The 18849-nt window shown below is 59.2% G+C and carries 19 protein-coding genes; 8 read left to right on the top strand and 11 right to left on the bottom strand.

The features are described 5' to 3' along the window. Window positions 1–21 precede the first annotated feature (21 nt). On the bottom strand, window positions 22–1059 hold the full coding sequence (gene trpS / locus CLV88_RS03110) for a tryptophan--tRNA ligase (protein WP_106606876.1): 1038 nt from the start codon (window positions 1057–1059) through the stop codon (window positions 22–24). A gap of 90 nt (window positions 1060–1149) precedes the next feature. Here trpS and CLV88_RS03105 point away from each other — a divergent pair, with 90 nt between their 5' ends. Further along, a complete protein-coding gene (locus CLV88_RS03105; RefSeq protein WP_106606875.1) occupies window positions 1150–1836 on the top strand; it encodes a rhomboid family intramembrane serine protease in 687 nt (228 codons plus the stop codon). A 3-nt stretch (window positions 1837–1839) separates the two neighbouring features. Here CLV88_RS03105 and CLV88_RS03100 read toward each other — a convergent pair whose 3' ends face one another. The 4 genes from CLV88_RS03100 to CLV88_RS03085 all read right to left on the bottom strand — a co-directional run bounded on the left by CLV88_RS03100 (window position 1840) and on the right by CLV88_RS03085 (window position 7940). Then, a complete protein-coding gene (locus CLV88_RS03100; protein WP_106606874.1) occupies window positions 1840–2358 on the bottom strand; it encodes an HdeD family acid-resistance protein in 519 nt (172 codons plus the stop codon). Between the two features lie 98 nt (window positions 2359–2456). Further along, window positions 2457–4001 (bottom strand): murein biosynthesis integral membrane protein MurJ, encoded by a 1545-nt coding sequence (murJ, locus tag CLV88_RS03095; RefSeq protein ID WP_106606873.1) that lies wholly within the window; start codon window positions 3999–4001, stop codon window positions 2457–2459. After that, window positions 3998–6808 (bottom strand): [protein-PII] uridylyltransferase, encoded by a 2811-nt coding sequence (locus CLV88_RS03090; RefSeq protein ID WP_106606872.1) that lies wholly within the window; start codon window positions 6806–6808, stop codon window positions 3998–4000. The genes murJ and CLV88_RS03090 overlap by 4 nt, the downstream gene beginning before the upstream one ends. After that, window positions 6768–7940: a penicillin-binding protein activator gene (locus CLV88_RS03085; RefSeq protein ID WP_106607083.1), complete on the bottom strand. Its 1173-nt coding sequence runs from the start codon at window positions 7938–7940 to the stop codon at window positions 6768–6770. The genes CLV88_RS03090 and CLV88_RS03085 overlap by 41 nt, the downstream gene beginning before the upstream one ends. Window positions 7941–8036: 96 nt before the next feature. Here CLV88_RS03085 and rsmI point away from each other — a divergent pair, with 96 nt between their 5' ends. The 3 genes from rsmI to gshB are packed head-to-tail and all read left to right on the top strand — an operon-like array spanning window position 8037 to window position 10286. Further along, window positions 8037–8897, top strand: a complete 861-nt coding sequence (gene rsmI, locus CLV88_RS03080; protein WP_106606871.1) for a 16S rRNA (cytidine(1402)-2'-O)-methyltransferase — start codon at window positions 8037–8039, stop codon at window positions 8895–8897. A 16-nt stretch (window positions 8898–8913) separates the two neighbouring features. Then, window positions 8914–9291: a YraN family protein gene (locus tag CLV88_RS03075; RefSeq protein WP_106606870.1), complete on the top strand. Its 378-nt coding sequence runs from the start codon at window positions 8914–8916 to the stop codon at window positions 9289–9291. A 59-nt stretch (window positions 9292–9350) separates the two neighbouring features. After that, a complete protein-coding gene (gene gshB, locus CLV88_RS03070) occupies window positions 9351–10286 on the top strand; it encodes a glutathione synthase (RefSeq protein ID WP_106606869.1) in 936 nt (311 codons plus the stop codon). On the opposite strand, the gene CLV88_RS03065 is transcribed toward gshB, so the two are convergent. The 4 genes from CLV88_RS03065 to cobU all read right to left on the bottom strand — a co-directional run bounded on the left by CLV88_RS03065 (window position 10287) and on the right by cobU (window position 13890). Next, window positions 10287–11801: a YifB family Mg chelatase-like AAA ATPase gene (locus CLV88_RS03065; protein WP_106606868.1), complete on the bottom strand. Its 1515-nt coding sequence runs from the start codon at window positions 11799–11801 to the stop codon at window positions 10287–10289. Between the two features lie 70 nt (window positions 11802–11871). Beyond that, window positions 11872–12735, bottom strand: coding sequence for a glutathione S-transferase (locus CLV88_RS03060; RefSeq protein WP_106606867.1), 864 nt, complete (start codon window positions 12733–12735; stop codon window positions 11872–11874). Between the two features lie 58 nt (window positions 12736–12793). Next, window positions 12794–13372: a histidine phosphatase family protein gene (locus CLV88_RS03055; RefSeq protein ID WP_106606866.1), complete on the bottom strand. Its 579-nt coding sequence runs from the start codon at window positions 13370–13372 to the stop codon at window positions 12794–12796. Next, complete coding sequence (gene cobU, locus CLV88_RS03050) at window positions 13369–13890, bottom strand: bifunctional adenosylcobinamide kinase/adenosylcobinamide-phosphate guanylyltransferase (RefSeq protein WP_106607082.1); 522 nt, start codon at window positions 13888–13890, stop codon at window positions 13369–13371. Before cobU ends, CLV88_RS03055 begins: the two co-directional genes overlap by 4 nt. A 91-nt stretch (window positions 13891–13981) precedes the next feature. On the opposite strand from cobU, the gene CLV88_RS03045 reads away from it, so the two are divergent. The 4 genes from CLV88_RS03045 (at window position 13982) to CLV88_RS03030 (ending at window position 17575) form a co-directional block, all read left to right on the top strand. After that, window positions 13982–14773, top strand: coding sequence for a ChaN family lipoprotein (locus CLV88_RS03045; RefSeq protein WP_106606865.1), 792 nt, complete (start codon window positions 13982–13984; stop codon window positions 14771–14773). Between the two features lie 69 nt (window positions 14774–14842). Then, window positions 14843–16036, top strand: coding sequence for a bifunctional phosphopantothenoylcysteine decarboxylase/phosphopantothenate--cysteine ligase CoaBC (gene coaBC / locus CLV88_RS03040; protein WP_106606864.1), 1194 nt, complete (start codon window positions 14843–14845; stop codon window positions 16034–16036). 31 nt (window positions 16037–16067) lie between these two features. Then, complete coding sequence (gene dut / locus CLV88_RS03035) at window positions 16068–16529, top strand: dUTP diphosphatase (protein ID WP_106606863.1); 462 nt, start codon at window positions 16068–16070, stop codon at window positions 16527–16529. Next, window positions 16529–17575: a HesA/MoeB/ThiF family protein gene (locus CLV88_RS03030; RefSeq protein ID WP_106606862.1), complete on the top strand. Its 1047-nt coding sequence runs from the start codon at window positions 16529–16531 to the stop codon at window positions 17573–17575. The genes dut and CLV88_RS03030 overlap by 1 nt, the downstream gene beginning before the upstream one ends. 40 nt (window positions 17576–17615) lie before the next feature. Here CLV88_RS03030 and CLV88_RS23555 read toward each other — a convergent pair whose 3' ends face one another. Further along, window positions 17616–17837 carry a PLP-dependent transferase gene (locus tag CLV88_RS23555; RefSeq protein WP_207797006.1) on the bottom strand — a complete coding sequence of 74 codons (222 nt, stop codon included), beginning with the start codon at window positions 17835–17837 and terminating at the stop codon, window positions 17616–17618. Continuing rightward, a complete protein-coding gene (locus tag CLV88_RS03025; RefSeq protein ID WP_207797005.1) occupies window positions 17834–18823 on the bottom strand; it encodes a trans-sulfuration enzyme family protein in 990 nt (329 codons plus the stop codon). The genes CLV88_RS23555 and CLV88_RS03025 overlap by 4 nt, the downstream gene beginning before the upstream one ends. Window positions 18824–18849: the final 26 nt, after the last annotated feature.

The following is an 18849-nucleotide window of genomic DNA, read 5'->3' as shown; positions in this document are numbered from 1 at the left end:
TTCGCGATCAGGACCGGCGGGTCAGGACGAGATCATTCCGACAATGTCGTATGTCTTTTTGAGAATCGGCGTCGCCAATTCGCGGGCCTGCGTGGCACCGTGACCCAGAATCCGATCAATCTCGGCAGGGTCCTGCATCAGGCGGGCCATTTCCGTTGAGATTGGTGCGAGTTTTTCCACCGCAAGCTCGGACAGGATCGGCTTGAATTCCGAAAACTGTTTGCCGCCCATTTCGGCCAGCACGGCGTCGACAGAGCTGTCGGCGAGGGCTGCATAGATGTTCACGAGATTGCGTGCCTCGGGGCGATCCTCAAGGCCTTTGGCCTCGGACGGCAGGGCGTCGGGGTCGGTTTTCGCCTTGCGGATCTTTTTGGCGATGGTGTCGGCATCATCCGTCATGTTGATGCGGGATGCATCAGAGGGATCGGATTTCGACATTTTCTTGGAGCCATCGCGCAAAGACATAACGCGCGTCGCCGCACCTTCGATCACCGGTTCTGTGATGGGGAAGAAATCGACGCCATAGTCGTGGTTGAACTTGATCGCCACGTCGCGGGTCAGTTCCAGATGCTGTTTCTGATCCTCGCCCACGGGGACGTGGGTGGCGTGATAGATCAGAATGTCCGCCGCCATCAGCGCTGGGTAGGCGAATAGGCCCAATGAGGCGTTCTGCTGGTTCTTGCCGGCTTTGTCCTTCCACTGAGTCATGCGTTGCATCCAGCCCATGCGGGCGACGCAGTTGAAAATCCATGCCAGTTGCGCGTGTTCGGGCACCTGGGACTGATTGAAAAGGATTGAACGATCCGGATCGATCCCAGCGGCGATGAACCCGGCGCACAGTTCGCGGGTGGCATGGCGCAGCTTTTCGGGGTCTTGCCAGACGGTGATCGCGTGCTGGTCGACCATGCAATAGACGGTCTGAAAAGACCCTTCGTCTTGCATGTCGACAAAGCGCTTCATCGCGCCAAGATAATTGCCCAGCGTCAGGCCGCCCGAGGGTTGGATCCCCGAGAAGACGCGTGGGGTAAAGGGGGAGGACGTTTGGACCGCCTCGGTCATAAGGAATACTCCGTCTGGATTTATCAGTGTTCCTGCCTTACCCATGAGGCAAATGGCCGTCAAGAAGTGCCAGTCAAAGGAACGAGACGTATGAGCAATGACCCAAACCCGAGCCCCGTGAACCCTTTGCCGCCTGTGGTGGCGGCGCTGTTTCTCGTGATGGTCGGGCTGGAGGCCGCGTTCTGGCTGGGAGGGCAGGGCGTTGTTGGTGGGCCGCAGGCGATTGGCTGGCGGCTGGCGGCGATCCAGAAATATGCGTTTTCGACGGAGATTTTCGACTGGATGATGACCAACAACCGCTGGCCGTTGGAACATTTGTGGCGGTTTGTGAGCTATCTGTTTGTTCATGCCAACTTTACCCACGCGCTGTTTGGCGGGGTGTTGATGCTGGCCATGGGCAAGATGGTGGGCGAGGTGTTCTCTGCCCTTTCAACGCTGGCGATTTTTCTGATGTCAGGGATCGTGGGCGCGCTGAGCTATGCGTTGATCACTGGGAGCCCGGTGCCGTTGCTGGGTTCGTACCCTGGAATTTACGGGTTGATCGGGTCATTCACGTTTCTGCTGTGGATACGGCTGGGCGTGGTAGGCGCACCGCAGGCGCGGGCGTTTTCGCTGATTGGGATGCTGGTGGCGATCCAGCTGGTGTTCAGCCTGATCTTTGGCGGCACACCCGATTGGGTGGCGGATGTGTTTGGCTTTATCACCGGGTTCCTGCTGTCATTCGTGCTGGTGCCTGGTGGGTGGCGGCGGATACGAGACCATATCCGCCGCGAGTGAATTTCAGCTTTCGGCGTTTTTGCCAACGATCGCCAGCGCGATGGCGCTGATGCCGTTAGACAAGAGCTCGATCCCAAGCAGCACACCAAGCACAACGGTGGCCGATTGCGGGAAGTTGGACAGCACCATGACGCCCAGCACAATCGAGACCAAACCGGACACGATCAATGCGCCGCGCATTGCGCCTTGGGCGTCGGAAAAGCCGATCCACGCCTTGAAGATGCCCGACACCAGAAACAGGATACCTGCGATCATGGTCAGGGTGATCAGGCCACGCAGCGGTTCGGCCACAAGGTTGATCCCGATGACAAGCGCCACAAATCCCAGCAGCGCGCCAAATATCTTGGCCCCGACACCTTCGGCGCGCAGACCTGCGATGATCTGAAGAAACCCAAGGATGAAAAAGCTCCATCCAGTGATCAGGGTTGCCGTCACAGAGGCGGCAAATGGGTTGAGCAGGGCCACAATCCCGGCCACCAATGATAGAATGCCGACAATCAGCATGATAATCCAGTTCGTCATAATCCCTCTCCTTCCCCTTTTGGGGTGAATGTAGAGATGTAATGTCACAATCCTGTGCAAGGGCAACTGTTTTCTGAAATTATAGTGAAAACAGCGAGTTATCCTGACCTCTTGGCGGCGCTGCGCAATTCGGAAAACCGGAACGCGCGCAGGATATGGCTGCTGAGGAAGTACGTCGCGCTGCCGAAAGCGATGAGGATGAGCAAGGCAAGATAGCGCCAACCGGCCATGCCGAGCCATGGGCTGAGGATCAGGGTGCCGCCCCAGAGCGCGGCGGCCATGATGGCTGAGCATAGGCAAATGCGCCACAAGCGGTCACGCAGCCGGGCGTCGAACCGGGCGACAGGGCCAAAACGGCGCGCGCCGATGCTGAGTTGCAGAACCATGATCCATGCAGAGGCAGAGGCCGCGATGGCCGGGGCCATCCAGCCCAGAAATGGCGATAAGCCAAAAGCGAGCGCTGCGTTCACAAACATGGCCCACAGCGCGTAGTTTAGCGGGCGTTTGGTGTCAGAGCGGGCAAAGAACAGCGGTTGTAGCAATTTTTGCAGCACAAAGGCAGGCAGGCCAAGCCCGTAAATGGCCACGGCCACCGCGATTGCGGCACTGTCGTCGGCGGTGGTGGCGCCGCGTTCGTACATCACCGACACCAAAGGCAAGGGGATTACCAGAAACGCCACCGCACAGGGGATGGTGAGGAACAGCGCAAACTCACCGGCGCGGGAAAATGCATGGCGCGCGCCATCATCATCGCCAGCGGCAAGACGGCGTGACAGGTCAGGCAACAGAACAATACCGACGGCAATGCCCACCACGCCCAGCGGCAATTGATAGAGCCGATCCGCCGCAAAGAGCCAGCTGACCGCACCGGGGGTGGAGGAGGCCACGATCTGACCCACCACGAGGTTGATTTGCATCACGCCCGAGGCAAGCGCAGCAGGCACCGCAACACGCACCATTTTGGACATGTCAGGCGTCCATTTGGGCAGGCCAGGGCGGAATGATACGCCAGCGTGTGCCGCCGCTATCCAGACCAGTGCCAGTTGGGCCACACCAGCCACAGGGATGGTCCAGACCAGCCACATGACCACATCCCCGCCCACTGCGGCCCCGATCAAAAGGGCGGGCACCACAAGTATATTGAGCAGGACTGGCGCGGCGGCTGCGGCGGCAAAGCGCCCGGTGGCATTCAGCACGCCGGAAAACAGCGCGGCCAGCGACATGAAGAGGATGTAGGGAAACACGATGTGGCCAAAACCGACGGCCATATCAAACCGCTCGTCCCCGTAGAGACCTTTGGCCGTGGCCCAGACCAGCACCGGCATAAACACCATCCCGAGTGCAGTGAGGAAAAGAACCGCAGTGGCCAACAGATTAAACGCATCGCGGGCAAAGGCGACGGCGTCTTCGTCGGCCTCGTATTTGCGCGAAAACATCGGCACAAATGCCGCGTTGAACGCACCCTCGGCAAAGAAGCGGCGGAACATGTTGGGCAGGCGAAAGGCCACGACAAAGCTGTCGAGTGCGCTGCCCGGCCCGATATAGCTGAGGATCAGGATTTCGCGCGCAAAACCCAGAATGCGGCTCATAAGGGTCCAGAAACCAACGGTGAGAAAGCCGCTTATCAGGCGGATGGGTTTCAAGAACGTGCCCTTTCCGCACCAAGTTCCATCGCCTTGCGCAGGCGTTTTTCGAGCGTGCGCTGTTTAGACGGTGTGTGGAATTTCAGGCCGAACATGTCCTTGACGTAGAAACTGTCGACCACCTGTTCGCCGTACGTGGCGATGACCGCAGAGGCGATATAGACGTTGGAATTCGCCAGCGTGCGTGTGAGATCATAGAGCAGGCCCGGACGATCGCGGGTGTCAACCTCGATAATGGTGTAAATCTCGGAACCTTCGTTGTCGAAGGTTATGGTCGTCGGCACTCTGAATGCGCGTTCGCGTTTCTTGATCACATCACGGGATTTGATGGCCTCGGTTGGCAAGACCTCTCCCTTAAGCGTCTTTTCGATCATGTTGCGCAGACGGGGCAGGCGTGCGGCCTCGTAGGGGTGGCCTTCGACATCCTGCACCCAGAATGCGGCCGTTGCGTACCCATCCTTGGACGTAAACGTGCGTGCGTCGACCACATTGGCCCCAACCAGTGCCAAGGCCCCAGCGAGGCGTGAAAAGATGCCCGGATGGTCTTCGAGTGCAAAGCAAATGCGGGTTGCGTCTCGGTCTTCGTCCGGGTGCAGGTCAATGCAAATTTCGTAACCCTCAATTTTGCGCAGCAATTCGGCAAAGACCTTGTGGGCTGTGATATGCAAACCTTGCCAATAAGGGTCATAATGGCGCCCGGTCTCTTTCTTGAGATCCTTTGCAGGCCAATCGGCGAGCTCTTTACGAAGCAGTTTCTTGGCCTCGGTGCCCCGGTTCTCGCGGGTGATCGCCTCCATACCGTCTTCCAAAACCAGCTTGGTTTGACTGTATAGCGAGCGTAGCAGAACGGCCTTCCAGTTGTTCCAGGTGTCCGGACCAACCCCGCGAATGTCACAAACCGTCAGGACCGTCAAAAGATTGAGCCTGTCGACAGTGGACACCGCCTTGGCAAAGGCGCGCACGGTGCGCGGGTCGGCAATGTCGCGTTTCTGGGCCATGTCTGACATCAAAAGGTGATGCCGCACCAACCATTCAACGGTTTCGCATTCGGCCTTGGGCAGGCCAAGGTTGCGTGACACGCGCCGTGCGATTTGCGCGCCGAGAATCGAGTGGTCAATGTCTGAACCCTTGCCGATGTCATGCAACAGCAACGCCACCATTAGCACCCGGCGATTGATGCCGGACTTCAGGATGTCTGAAGACAAAGGAAGCTCATCCCGCAGCTCTTCGCGCTCAATCTTGTCGAGATTCGCGATGACCTGAATGGTGTGTTCGTCAACGGTATAGGAGTGATACATATTAAATTGCATCATCGCCACAATCCGCTGGAATTCGGGGATAAAGGCCGACAGAACACCCAGTTCGTTCATGCGCCGCAAGGCGCGTTCGGGGTTGCCGTGTTTGAGCAGCAAATCGAGGAAAATGCGACGCGCTTCCTTGTTCGCGCGCATGTCCTCGTTGATCCGATGCAGGTTTGCGCGCACCAGACGCATGGCGTCTGGATGGATCAAAAGACCTGTTCGCAGCCCTTCTTCAAAAAGACGCAGCAGATTGACCTTGTCATCAAGAAACGCTTCTTCGTCGGCAATGGACAGACGGTTGTGCACCACTTTGTAGGCCGGTTTCACCCTTGGACGGCGGCGGAATATCCGCTCTAGCAATGGGGCCGCCTTGGCGTGAATCGCCTCGAGGCGGCTGAGCAGGATTCGCGTTAGGTCGCCAACCATGGTCGCATGGCGGAAATAGTCCTGCATAAAGTGCTCAACGGCGCGGCGTCCGCCTTTGTCGACATAGCCCATGCGATCGGCCACCTCGACCTGAATGTCAAAGCTGAGCTGTTCGGTGGGGCGGCCAGACAAAAGGTGCAAGTGACCCCGCACTGCCCACAAGAATTTTTCGGCGTTTTTGAACATGTCCAGCTCGTCGCGCTGCAATACATCAAGATCGACCAGCTCAGCGACCTCTTGCACGTGGTAGACATATTTGGCGATCCAGAAGAGCGATTGCATGTCTCGCAAACCGCCTTTGCCCTCTTTTACGTTGGGTTCAACCACATAGCGTTCACCCTGCTTCAGGTGGCGCGCTTCGCGTTCGGCAAGTTTGGCGTCGATAAACTCCCGCTCGGTGCCTTTGAACAGCTCTTCGAGCAAGCGTTCGTCCAGTTCGGTGGCCAGCGACGTGTCACCGGCCAGAAACCGTTGTTCCAGCAGGGCGGTTCGGATCGTGAAATCCTCGCGACCCAGGCGCAGGCAGTCTTTGACTGTGCGACTGGAATGGCCGACTTTGAGGCGCAGATCCCAGAGGATGTAGAGCATGGTTTCGATCACGCTCTCGGCCCACGCAGTGATCTTGTAGGGTGTCAGAAACAGCAGATCGACGTCAGATTGCGGCGCCATCTCACCGCGCCCGTAGCCACCAACCGCCAGCAATGCGAGGCGTTCAGAAGAGGTGGGCGTGGCCAAAGGGTGAATGTGCTGTGTTGCCACGTGATAGGCGCACCCGACAAGGCAGTCGGTGAGCCAGGTATAGGACCGGGTCATGCGTCGTGACCGGCGTGGTTCTTCTTGGAAAAGTTTGGCAATGAGCGCCATGCCATCCTTGCGGATCGCCATCAACCTTTGGACGACCGCGCTTCGAAATTCGCGGTCGTCTGATAGTTCGGATCTTAGTCCGCTGATCTCTGCGAGTGTGGTCTCTACATCAAAGATGTCGGACGGTGTGCAAAGAAGCTCCTTGGAGGGAAGGGCTGGGAAAGCCTTAAAAAGCTCAGAATCCGGCGCCGCCGAAGCGTGTTGGGGCTGGGTCAATGATCACCACCTTCTTGTCGCGGATCGTGGCCACAGCCAGCCCGCGTTCATTCGTACCGTCGGCGCGCAGGCGGAAGATGCCATTCACGCCCTGAAATCCAGCACCCTGAGTCAGGGCGCCAGTGGTCAATGCATCGCTCTTGCCGGATTTGACCAGTGCGCCAATTGCCGCGATGCCATCATAGGCCAGCCCACCAATCGGATGCGGGAGACCGCCATATGCTTGCGCATAGCGCGATTGGAACTGCTGATTCAACTGCGGATCAGGCAAGGCGAACCATCCCCCCTGAACACCGGGCAGTTCCAGTGTCTGGGCGGGAATGTCCCAGCGGGTCAGGCCCATATACTGAATGGTAGCGGGGCTCAGGCCCGCTTCGGGCAGCAATTGCGAGATTAGCGGTAGTGCGCCGGATGTGTCGGATGTCAGGAAAATCGCGTTAGCCTGATTTTGGTCGGCGGTTAGCTTTATCTGAGAGGTTGCGGCAATCACACCTTCTTGGGAAAACTGATACCCGACAGTGCCCGCATCCGAAGCGCGTTGGCGTGAGATAGCCGACAAGATCGCGTTGCGGCCCAATTGGCCGGACACATTGTCGGCATGAACCGTCAGGATGTTGTCTTTGGCATTGCGTTTGGCATAGCCCACCAGCCGATCCGCCGTATTGTCGAATGTCGGTCCAAGCACAAAGAGATTGCCCCCGGCGATCGTCGTGTTGTTGGAAAAGGCCAAAACATTGATATTGCGCGCAGATACAGATTTAGCGGCAGCATTGGCAGATTCTGCAAAGACCGGACCAAGAATTATTTTTGCACCTTCGTTCACAGCCTGAATGGCAACTGCGCCAGCAGTGTTGGCATCACCCGCAGTGGCGTAAATGCGCAGGTCGACTTGCACGCCGTCCAGATCAGCGATTGCCAGTTTTGCAGCGTTCTCAAGGCTTTGCGCCAAGAGTGCGTCACCGGAATTGCTTGACCCTTTGGGGACAAGCAGCGCAACTGGTACAGGGGCGTTTGTCGAAATTGACGGCCCGGTGCTCAGGCCCGTTGTTTCGCAGGCGACCAAAGCAATGCTGGTCAGGGCGAGTGCTGCCCCTTTCAGAAACTTGCGGGCGGGTTTAAGAAAAGCAAACATCATGAAATCTCCACTCCCAATGGGGTCGGGTCCGCAAAGATGATCCGGCCGCCCGATTGGAGTGAATAATAAACGTACGACAAGGCGGGTCCAGAGGTGAATCACACAAGCGAAAAATTGCGGGGCGGTTTGTACTTTGTCGCCACACCAATCGGCAGCGCGCGCGACATCACGCTTAGGGCGTTGGATGTGCTGGCGTCAGCAGATGTGATCGCCGCCGAAGACACCCGTTCGATGCGCCGATTGCTGGAAATACATGGGGTTCCTTTGGGGGATCGGCCTCTGTTATCCTATCACGATCATTCCGGTTCGGGTGCGCGGGACAAGCTGATGGGCTTTCTGGAACAGGGGCTTTCGGTGGCTTATGCGTCGGAGGCGGGTACGCCATTAATTGCCGATCCCGGCTATCATCTGTCGCGCGCTGCATCCGAGGCCGGGCATATGGTGACTTCGGCACCGGGGCCGTCTGCGATTGTCACGGCGCTGACATTGGCTGGGTTGCCGACGGATGCGTTTTTCTTTGCTGGGTTTTTGCCAAATGCAAAAAGCGCGCGGCGCAGCGGGCTTGAGGCGGTGCGCGATGTGCCAGGGACGCTGGTGTTTTACGAATCGCCTAAGCGCGTGGGCGCGATGCTGAAGGACGCCGCCGCTGTTCTGGGGGCGGACCGTCAGGCGGCGGTATGTCGGGAGCTGACCAAGAAGTTCGAGGAAGTCTTGCGTGGGTCGCTGGGATCATTGACCGAAGCGGCCGAGGGGCGCAATTTCAAAGGAGAAATTGTTGTCCTGATTGATCGCGCCCGTGGTGAAAGCGCAAGCGAAGACGACATCGAAGGCGCGCTACGCTCTGCGCTGGAAAATATGTCCGTGCGCGACGCTTCTGATGCGGTGGCCCAAAGTATGGGGGTGAATAAACGAAAAATTTATCAAATGGCCCTAAAAGTGAAAAAGGATTTGTAACGATCGAGGGTTTGGTATGGCGATTTCACAGCAGCGAAGACGATCACAAGTGAATTACCATGCTGGCTGTGCCGCCGAAGACTGCGTGGCGCGCGCCTATGAAGGGCATGGGATGACGGTTGCCCATCGTCGATGGCGTGGGCGTAGCGGGGAATTGGATTTGGTTCTGCGCCGGGATGATCAGGTGGTCTTTGTTGAAGTCAAGAAAAGCAAGAGCTTTGCGCAGGCCGCAGAACGTATACGCCCGGCCCAGATGCAGCGCATCTTGAGCGCGGGCGAAGAATTCATTGGCACTGAACCGCTTGGTTTGCTGACAGATACACGGTTCGATGTCGCCTTGGTGAATGATGCCGGACAGGTTGAGATTATCGAAAACGCGTTGCAAGCGGCATGAGCCCCCATTGAAAGCCGGACACCCTTGGGCCATGTAGGGGCAACAAGAAAGGGTGCCCCATGAAGATCGCTTTTCAGATGGATCCGATTCAATCGGTTGATATCAATGCAGACAGCTCGTTTCGGCTGGCCGAAGAGGCTCAGGCGCGTCGGCATGAGCTGTTTTTCTATTCACCCGACAAGCTGGCCTATGAAGAAGGCGAGATCACCGCGCGTGGGCATGGTATGACCGTGCGGCGGGAACAGGGCAATCATGTTGATCTGAGCCCGGAAACCCACATTAAATTGCGTGATTTCGACGTGGTATGGCTACGCCAAGACCCACCGTTTGACATGCATTACATCACTTCGACCCACCTGTTGGACCGGCTGGCACCGGATACGCTGGTGGTGAATGATCCGTTTTGGGTGCGCAATTTCCCTGAAAAACTTTTGGTGCTGGATTTCCCGGACCTGACACCCCCCACGACGATTGCGCGTGATCTGGACACAATCAAGGCGTTCAAGGCAAAGCATGGCGATGTCATTCTGAAACCGCTTTACGGCAATGGCGGTGCAGGTGTGTTCCGTCTTGACGTGAACGACCGCAACCTGACGTCGCTGCATGAGTTGTTCACAGGCTTCAGCCGGGAGCCTTTGATCGTGCAGAAATTCCTGCCGGATGTCAGCAATGGCGACAAACGGGTGATCTTGGTGGACGGTGAACCGGTTGGCGCGATCAACCGTGTACCTGCGGCAGGCGAGACCCGGTCGAACATGCATGTGGGCGGGCGGCCTGAAAAGGTTGCGCTGAGCGCGCGAGATCTTGAGATCTGCGCTGCGATTGGGCCGTTGCTGCGCGAAAAGGGGCAGGTGTTTGTTGGGATCGACGTGATTGGCGATTACCTGACCGAAATCAACGTGACCTCGCCGACTGGCATTCAGGAACTGGAACGATTTGACGGGATCAATGTGGCTGAAAAAATCTGGCAGGCGATTGAGGCCAAGCGCGCCTGATCATACTTCTTTGGAGGCGGTGAGGCGAAAGCTCACCGCTTCGGCCACATGGGGTTTGCGCACCGTGTCGCTGCCCGCAAGATCGGCGATGGTGCGGGCCACGCGCATGACGCGGTGATAGCCCCGCGCCGTGAGGCCAAAACGTTCAGCGACCTTGCCCAAGAAAGCGCGGCCCTCGGCGTCCGGGGTCGCCAACTCTTCCAACACTGCGCCTGACATGTCGGCATTTGCGCGAATGTCAGGCGTGCTTGCGAAACGGCTGTCTTGCAGAATGCGCGCTGCGACCACCCGTTCGCGCACGGTGGCGGAGGTTTCTCCATTGGCGGGTAGGTCGAGGTCTGAGAACTGAACCGGCGGGACTTCGATACGCAAGTCAAGCCGGTCGAGCAAGGGGCCGGACAGACGGCCCAGATAGTCTTCGCCACAGATCGGTGCACGTGAACAGGCGCGATTTGGGTCGTACATTTGGCCACAGCGGCAGGGGTTGGCGGCGGCGATAAGCATGAATTTGCACGGATAAGTGACATGAGCATTGGCGCGCGCGATCATGACTTTGCCGGTCTCGATGGGCTGTCGCAGGGTTTCCAGCACCGCACGCGAGAATTCCGGAATTTCATCCATGAACAACACGCCATTATGCGCGAGCGAGATTTCACCGGGCGTAGCGCGCCGTCCACCGCCCACAATTGCAGCCATGGATGCGGTATGATGCGGTTCGCGAAACGGACGCGCACGGGAAATGCCGCCTTGATCCAAAAGCCCCGCGACCGAGTGGATCATGGAGGTTTCCAGTGCTTCGGCGGGGCTGAGAGGCGGCAGGATTGTGGGCAGGCGCGCGGCCAGCATGGATTTGCCCGATCCGGGCGCGCCAATCATAAAGAGATGATGACGCCCTGCGGCGGCGATTTCGAGCGCGCGTTTGGCGCGTTCCTGCCCTTTGACGTCGCACAGGTCGAGCGGGCTTGTGTCTGGGTTGACCTCGCCGGGCTCGGACGGGGGCAGGGGTGATTGACCGGTATAGTGGCGCACAACGTCGGCAAGCGAATTGGCCCCGATCACCTGCGTTGCAGCGACCCAAGCGGCCTCGGAGCCACTGGCGCGTGGACAGAGAAGGGTCCTGTCATCTTCGGCGGCGGACATGGCCGCGGGCAGGGCGCCGGTGACGGGCACAAGCGAGCCATCAAGCGAGAGTTCGCCGAGGGAAACCGTGCCTTCGGCGGCATCGTCGGGAATGATGCCAAGAGCGGCGAGCAAAGCAACGGCGATGGGCAGGTCAAAATGACTGCCCTCTTTGGGCAAATCCGCAGGGGAAAGGTTAATGGTGATGCGTTTAGAGGGTAGCGCGATGGCCATCGAGGACAGTGCAGAGCGCACCCGGTCGCGCGCCTCGGAGACGGCTTTGTCGGGCAGACCGACGATTGAAAAGGCTGGCAAACCGGGCGTCACGGCGCATTGCACCTCGACCTGATGCGCCTCGACCCCTTCGAATGCCACGGTATATGCCCGCGAAACCATGACCGACCCTTTCACCACACTCCGTTAACATTGGTAAACGAAGTGTGGTTAGCGAAGGGTTAACGCGTTTCTAAACAAGCGCCATGAACGCAGGCCATGCAGCAGGGTCGGCCACTGTTTTGTCGCGGCAAAACGCGTTGCAAAAGCCAAATCGGCGGCCGTCCAGTTCAAGCACATGCGTGACTGGATCACCGGAGTAAGGGCAGGCGGCATTTTCAGCCTCGGTTCCGTCTACAGCGCGGGCGGGCAGAGGCGCTGGGCCGGGCCAACGGCGGGTATCGTAAGGTTTGGCGTACCATGTCAGAGTTTCGCCGCGCACAAGACCCATAGCGCGCCAGCGACGAAACGCCGGATCAGCCAGATGTGTGGCAACATAAGCTTGGGCCGTATCGTTGACGGGCAGGTTATAGCCTGCAATGCGCGCTGCGACGGGGGCATAGAACACATCGGCGATGGAATAGTCACCGAAGAGCCATGGACCGTCTCCGCCGCAAATTTTGCGGGCGTGATCCCAGAGTGTTTCGATGCGGTTCAGATCTGCGCGCACATTGTCGGAAGGGGCGGCGTCTCTGTAAGACAGGCGTAGGTTCATCGGGCAGTCGGCGCGCAAGGCGGTGAAGCTGGAATGCATTTCCGCCGTAAGGGTCCGGGCGGTGGCGCGTGCCAACGGGTCAGATGGCCAGAAGGGTTTCTCTGGATGTCGGCTGGCCAACTCTTCGGCAATGGCGAGACTGTCGTCGATGATCGCGCCCTCGGAGGTGACGAGGGTGGGCACGGTTTTGGCAGGCGCAAGGTTCAGTTGCTCGGAAACCGACGCTTGGGTAAAATCGAGCACGCGAACAGAGCGCTCGATCCCGAATTTTTCAAACAAAAGCCAGCCGCGCAGCGACCATGAGGAATAGGCGTAATCGCCGAGATACAATTGATATGTCATGCGCGAAGGCTAGCAAGTGAACTCGGATCGGCAAAACGAAAGGTTTTGACCAGGGTCATCACGGATTGTGATTAATGCGGCCCAGGGTCCAGTTGTTTTCTATGATCGAGATGGTTGTGACCGACAGGTTATCGATACGATGCAAAAACGCTTCGTAAGCGGTTAGGCGTTCGGCGCGCTGGATCTGGGTCAGGATGACGCCGAAATGGGCAACGATGATCAGGTTGTGGTCCAAATGCTCTGTGATCAGACGGTCGATGGCGGAGTTGACCCTTTCGCAGACTTCGTTCCAGCTTTCCCCGTTCGGGGGGCGCACCTCGCCCGGGGTTTCCCAGTAGGCGCGGATGCGGATGGGATCGGTGGCTTCGATGTCGGCAAATTTTTGCAACTCCCAATCGCCGAAATGGATTTCGCGCAAGGTAGGATCGTGGGGCAGGCGGGGGCGGTCCCGCTGGATCGCGTCGGCGGTTGCGCTGGCGCGCGAGAGATCGGAGCTGATCACAGGCGCGTCTGCTGGCAGGAAATCGGCCAGCCGCGCGATGGCGGCGGTGTCAGAGAGATCGGCGGGCAGGTCGGACCAGCCGACCATGGACTTCGCGTGGGTGGGGCCATGGCGCACAAGGAACAGCTGGGTCATGGCAGGGTGCCTTTCAGAACCATGGGCAGGCCAGCAACAACCAGCACAGCAAGGTTTGCGCGGGCGGCGATCTGTTGGTTTAGCTTGCCTTGGGCATCGCGGAACCGGCGTGCAAGGGCGTTATCGGGCACCACGTCAAGGCCGACCTCGTTTGACACCAACACGACGCGGCCTTTGCAGGTTGCGAGCGCTGAGAGCAGGCGGTCGGTCTGGGCGGCAAGATTGCTCTCGGCCAGCAGGTGGTTTGAGAGCCACATGGTGGCGCAATCGAGTAGGGCAACCTCGTTTGGTGCAACATCTGCAAGCGCGTCGGCGGCGTCGAGCGGGGTTTCCATGGTGCGCCAGTTGTCGCCGCGCTGATCCAGATGGGCGGCAATTTTGGCGCGCATCTCGTCGTCAAAAGCTTGGGCCGTGGCAATATAGACGCGTGGTGCGCCGGATTGTGTAACGAGCTGTTCGGCAAAGGCAGATTTGCCAGACGAGGCGCCGCCAAGCACGAGGGTGAGGTTTTCCAGCATGAGAGGCCTTTCGCGTTGCGCGGCAAATTGCGCAAAAGCGAGGGCAAGCGCAAGGGTTGAAGCCGGTGCAATGGGGTGCCATGTCAGACGCATGAGATATTTGTTGCCCCTGATATTGCTGGCCGCGCCTTTGGCTGCCGAAGAGATAATGCCGGATCAGTTGGCCGGGTTTGCCGACCGGGACGTGGTGATTTTGGGGGAGTTGCACGACAACCCGTTTCACCACTCCCATCAGGCCGAGGCTGTGGCCGTGCTGGCCCCCAAGGCGGTAGTGTTTGAGATGCTGACCCCTGAAAAGGCGGCGTTTGTGACGCCGGACCTGTTGGGCGATGAGGCCGCGCTGGGCGAGGCACTGGATTGGGCGCAGAGCGGCTGGCCCGATTTTTCGATGTATTATCCGATATTTGCGGCCTCGGGTGGGGCGGAAATTTATGGCGCGCAGGTCACGCGCGAGAGTGCGCGGGCGGCTGTGTCTGGTGACGGTGTGGCCGCGCGGTTTGGCGAGGATGCCGAGGTGTTTGGCCTGACCGGGGCGTTGCCCGAGGAACAGCAAGCGACACGGGAGGCGATGCAGATGCAGGCCCATTGCAATGCGCTGCCCGAGAGCATGCTGGGCGGTATGGTCATGGTGCAACGGCTGCGCGATGCAACACTGGCACGCGCGGTTGTTGACGCCCATGCCGCAACCGGAGGGCCGGTGGTGGTGATCACCGGCAATGGCCATGCGCGCACCGATTGGGGTGTGCCTGCACTGTTGCCCGAAGGGCTGGACGTGGTGTCGGTGGCGCAGATCGAGGGCGCGCCAGAGCCGGGGGCGCCATATGATTTCTGGATCGTGACCCAAGAAGCCGAGCGTGAAGACCCGTGTAAGGCGTTTGAATAGCCAAGCTTGCTTGTGTCGCGCGGCGCAGGGGCCTAAGTTTGGGGCGATCTGGCGCGAAAGGGGCCCAAATTGCTGACAGACAAGCGGATTTTGCTGATCATCGCGGGTGGAATCGCCGCGTTTAAATCACTCGACCTGATCCGGCGGCTGCGCGAGCGTGGAGCTTGGGTGACACCTGTACTGACCAAGGCGGGCGAAGAGTTTGTGACACCTCTTTCGGTGTCGGCGCTGGCTGGAGAGAAGGTTTATCGCGATCTTTTTGATCTGATGGATGAGGCCGAGATGGGACATATTCAATTGTCTCGTTCGGCGGATTTGATTGTGGTTGCCCCGGCGACGGCGGATCTGATGGCCAAGATGGCGCAAGGCGCAGCCAATGATCTGGCCTCAACATTGTTGTTGGCCACAGACACACCGGTTCTGGTGGCGCCTGCGATGAACGTACGCATGTGGGACCATCCTGCGACACAGCGCAATGTTGCGACGTTGCGGCGCGATGGGGTGAGTTTTGTCGGCCCGAACGAGGGCGATATGGCCTGCGGCGAATATGGGCCGGGGCGCATGTCTGAACCGCTAGAGATTGTTGCGGCAATTGAGACAGCGATGGCTGAGGGGCCGCTGACGGGGCGGCGGGTTTTGGTAACGTCTGGTCCCACACACGAGCCGATTGACCCGGTGCGCTATATCGCGAACCGCTCGTCCGGGGCGCAGGGCAGCGCGATTGCGCGGGCCTTGGTCACGCTGGGGGCCGAGGTGGTTTTTGTGACCGGCCCGGCAGAGGCTGAGCGCCCGGAAGGGGCACAGGTGGTCGAAGTTGAGACCGCGGCAGAGATGATGAGCGCCGTGCAATCGGTGTTGCCAGTGGATGCGGCTGTGTTTGCCGCAGCGGTGGCCGACTGGCGTGTAGATGGCGCATCCGACAGCAAGATCAAGAAGCAGAATGGCCAGCTCCCGGCGCTGAACTTTGCCGAAAATCCAGATATTCTGGCCACGGTGAGCCAGTTAGAGAGCGGACGGCCTGTTTTGGTTGTCGGCTTTGCCGCCGAAACCGACGACGTAATCGCCCATGCCACAGCCAAACGGCTGCGTAAAAAATGCGATTGGATCGTCGCCAATGACGTGAGTCCGGAAACCGGGATCATGGGAGGATCGGAAAACGCGGTGACGCTGATTTCTGATGCGGGCGCGGAAAGCTGGCCACGAATGGGCAAGGACGAGGTTGCCATTCAACTGGCACGTCGCATTGCCGACACGCTTGGATGATCCGGGCGAGGCGGGGAACAGTATAGAAAACATGGTTATACTCAAAATACGCTGGCTGGACAGGGCCGACCGGGACGTTCCGTTGCCCAGCTATGAAACCGCAGGGGCCGCGGGCGCGGATGTGCGCGCAAACTTTCCCGAAGGCGCGAGAGAGGGCGTGACACTAAACCCCGGCGCACGCGTGCTGGTGCCGACCGGGATTTCGGTGGAGATCCCAGAGGGATACGAGGTGCAGGTGCGGCCCCGGTCCGGGCTGGCGCTAAAGCATGGGATCACTTTGCCGAACACGCCGGGCACAATTGACAGCGATTATCGCGGGCCATTGGGGCTGATTGTGCTGAACGCGGGCACCGAGCCGTTTCACATCGAACACGGTATGCGGATGGCGCAGCTTGTTGTGGCGCCGGTGGTGCAGGGTGTATTCGAGGTGGCGGATGCGCTGAGCGAGACGACTCGTGGAACGGGCGGGTTCGGCTCGACCGGGGTGAGCTGATGCTGTTGGTTTTTGGTCTGGCGCTTCTGCTGTGGCTGGTGGGTGCTGTGATGAAAGCGCCGCACACGGCGCGTTGGAGCATGATTGGCGTTCTTTATGTGGGCGTTTTGGGTGTGCAGCTCGCGTTTCCAAGTGGCCATGCGCTGAAGGTGGCGACTGGTGACAGCCTTGCGCTGTGGGTGCTGATGGGCGCGGCAGTGGCGATTGTGCTGGGGTATTCGCGGGTGCTGAAGGGGCTGCGCAACAAGGCGCAGGAACCTGAGGCACAGGCCGAAGCCGGGCCATTTACCGATACTGAACTGAACCGTTATGCGCGCCATATTGTGCTGCGCGAGATGGGAGGATTGGGTCAGAAAAAGCTCAAGGATGCCAAGGTGTTGGTGATTGGGGCTGGTGGCCTTGGCTCGCCCGCGCTGCTGTATTTGGCGGCGGCGGGTGTGGGTACGATTGGTGTCGTGGATGACGACAGTGTCGACAACTCAAACCTGCAACGGCAGGTGATCCACCGTGACGATGCCATTGGCGTGCCCAAGGTGTTTTCGGCTGAGGCGGCGATGAAAGCGCGGAACCCATTTGTGACTGTGCGCCCCTATCAACGCCGGCTGAGTGAGGAGGACGCACGGGCGCTGACCGAAGAATACGATCTTGTGCTGGACGGGACCGACAATTTTGACACGCGCTACCTTGTGAACCGCCAATGTGTGGCGCTGGGCAAGCCACTGATTTCTGGCGCTTTGTCGCAGTGGGAAGGGCAGTTGAGCGTGTTTGATCCAGCCTCTGGCGCGCCATGCTATCAATGTATTTTCCCCGAGGCCCCAGCGCCAGGTTTGGCACCCAGCTGTGCGGAGGCAGGTGTGATCGGGCCGCTGCCAGGCGTGGTGGGCACAATGATGGCGGTCGAAGCCATCAAGGTGATCACCGGTGCCGGCGCCGCGTTGCGCGGCGATATGATGATCTATGATGCGCTTTGGGGCGAAACGCGAAAGATTGGTTTGAAATCACGCCCCAATTGCCCGATTTGTGGTCAGGGCTTGGGGCGGGACTAGGGCAGCTCCGCGCGCCCTGATCGTGCGCTTCTCGCGGGGGTCAGATCACGCGCGAGAGGTCTGCGATCAGGTCTTCACTGTCTTCCAATCCTACCGACAGGCGCATGATGCCGTCACCGGCAAAATCCCGGTAGCTGTCGAGCTGTGATCCAGTCAGGCGGAAAGATGTTTCCATCAGCGCATCGGTGCCCATCCAGAACACAAGGCTGCGGTGATGGCCCAGCGACACGGCGTAGTGGATGGTTTGCAGGCGGTCAATCATCGCCTGTGCAGTGCTTCGCCCTGTGCCGCACTGCCAACCTGAAACGCGATCATGCCGGACATATTGGTCATTTGTCGCTGAGCGAGGTCATGTTGGGGTTGACTGGCGAGGCCGGGATAGATCACCCGTGTGACCGAGGGCTGTGCCTCGAGCCATTGGGCGACCGCCATAGCACCGGCCTCGTGCGCCTTCATGCGCATCGGCAAAAGCGACAGGCCGCGTGCGATCAGCCACGCGTTAAACGGCGACATGATTCCACCGTGGTGGATTGACGCCTCACCGCGCATCTGTGCGATCAGCTCTTTGCGACCGGCCACCGCGCCGCCCACCGCATCACCATGCCCGCCGATATATTTGGTCACGGAATGCATGATCAGGTCGACGCCAAGCGCGCTGCAATCCTGCCCCAAGGGCGAGGCAAAAGTGGCATCACACGACATCAGCGCGCCTGCCTGTTTGGCGAGCGTTGCGATTTCCGCGAGGTCGGTCAGTCGCCCGATTGGGTTCACTGGAGTTTCGGTATGGATCAGTTTGGTATTGGGCCGGATCGCGGCGGCAACAGCGGCAGGATCGGACATATTGACTGTATCAACAGCGATTCCAAGACGGGGCAGCGTATCACGCGCCAGTTCCGCGACACCCGCATAGGACACGTCCGAAACGACGGCATGATCGCCCGCTGACAGGAATGTCAGGAAAATCGCGGTCGCTGCCGCCATTCCCGAAGCTACGCACAGGCAATCTTCGGTGCCTTCAAGGGCCGCGATTTTCTGTTCCAGCATCTGCACCGTGGGGTTGCCCCATCGCGCATACAGAAACGCGCCATTGTCTTCGAGGTCATGGGCGGAAAACCCGGCGACCTGATCGGTAACAAAGGTTGAGGACATATGCAGCGGCGGGGCGGATGCGCCTGTGGTTGGATCGGGTGTTTCACCAGCGTGAATTGCGGTGGTCATCGGTCCGGTCGAGCGGTTTCTATATGTCATTTTTTGATCCCTGTGTTTTGTCGCAG

Source organism: Shimia abyssi (assembly GCF_003014475.1).
Taxonomy (GTDB): domain Bacteria; phylum Pseudomonadota; class Alphaproteobacteria; order Rhodobacterales; family Rhodobacteraceae; genus Shimia; species Shimia abyssi.
Note: the sequence above shows the minus strand (reverse complement) of the source record. Positions and strands in the feature narration are given on the sequence as shown.